A 1,075-nucleotide genomic window follows, 5' to 3' on the forward strand; every position below is an offset into this window, starting at 1 on the left:
CAAAGCGGCAACCAAACTGAACAACAGCGCCAGCCATGGGACTCTAGTGCCTCTTGACGCTACTAAGGTTGTTGAAAGAAATATTATTCTTCCAAAGCTTGGGCGATATCAAATGATTAGGAGCTTGGCCGTGGCGCGATGGGAGTAGTCTATCTTGGTGAAGATCCAAGAATCGCCAGAAAAGTAGCGATTAAAACACTGCCTTATAGCCAGTTTCCACAGGATCAATTGCAAGAGCTCAGGGAGCGCTTTTGTCGGGAGGCGAAGGCAGCTGGGAGACTAAGCCATCCAAATATTGTGACGGTTTATGATGTCGGTGAAGAGCGAGAGCTTGCTTATATCGCCATGGATTATGTTGACGGGGCTGCGCTTGATGCGCATTGCAGACAAGATAAATTATTACCAGTTGTTACCGTATACAGCATCGTATTGCAGGTAGCGGAAGCGCTTAGCTATGCGCATCAAAACCAGATCATCCATCGTGATATCAAGCCTTCCAACCTTTNATATAACGCTGATACCAATCAGGTGAAAGTGTCGGATTTTGGCATCGCTCGGATGTCTGACGAATCTAAAACGAAGACCGGCCAAGTGATGGGTAGTCCAGTTTACATGGCGCCAGAACAGCTTAAGGGGGCTAAGGTTAGCGGTGCTGCTGATATCTTCAGTTTGGGCGCAACTTTTTACCAACTTCTTACAGGCACTACTCCATTTAAGGCAGATTCGTTGCCCGAACTCACGATAAAAATTATGAGCAAGAAACACAAAAGCGTCCGTGAGTTACGTTCGGATTTGCCGGCTAGTGCGGTTCGAATTACCAATAGAGCACTAAACAAAGATCCCGCCAAACGATTTGCGAATGCAGAAGAAATGGCAAGCCATTTACGCAAAGCGCTCTCTAATGATTTTAACGCAAGGGTGGCCTAATGTTGCTTACCAGCAAATGTTTGCGAAGACACAAGGTTGTTGGATTGAGCCATCCGGGTGCTATCCGAAGCAATAACGAGGATGTCATCAACTGGTGGTACGAGCCACAACAGGGGCTCACCTTCGCTCTTGTTGCCGACGGCATGGG

General features: G+C 47.5%; 1 protein-coding gene. It reads left to right on the top strand.

Features of this window, described 5'->3' with window-relative positions; translation table 11 throughout:
* Positions 1-138 precede the first annotated feature (138 nt).
* Positions 139-927: a serine/threonine-protein kinase gene (locus tag A3751_RS18745; RefSeq protein ID WP_068458542.1), complete on the top strand. Its 789-nt coding sequence runs from the start codon at positions 139-141 to the stop codon at positions 925-927.
* Positions 928-1,075: the final 148 nt, after the last annotated feature.

The sequence above is a fragment of the Oleiphilus sp. HI0080 genome (assembly GCF_001635135.1).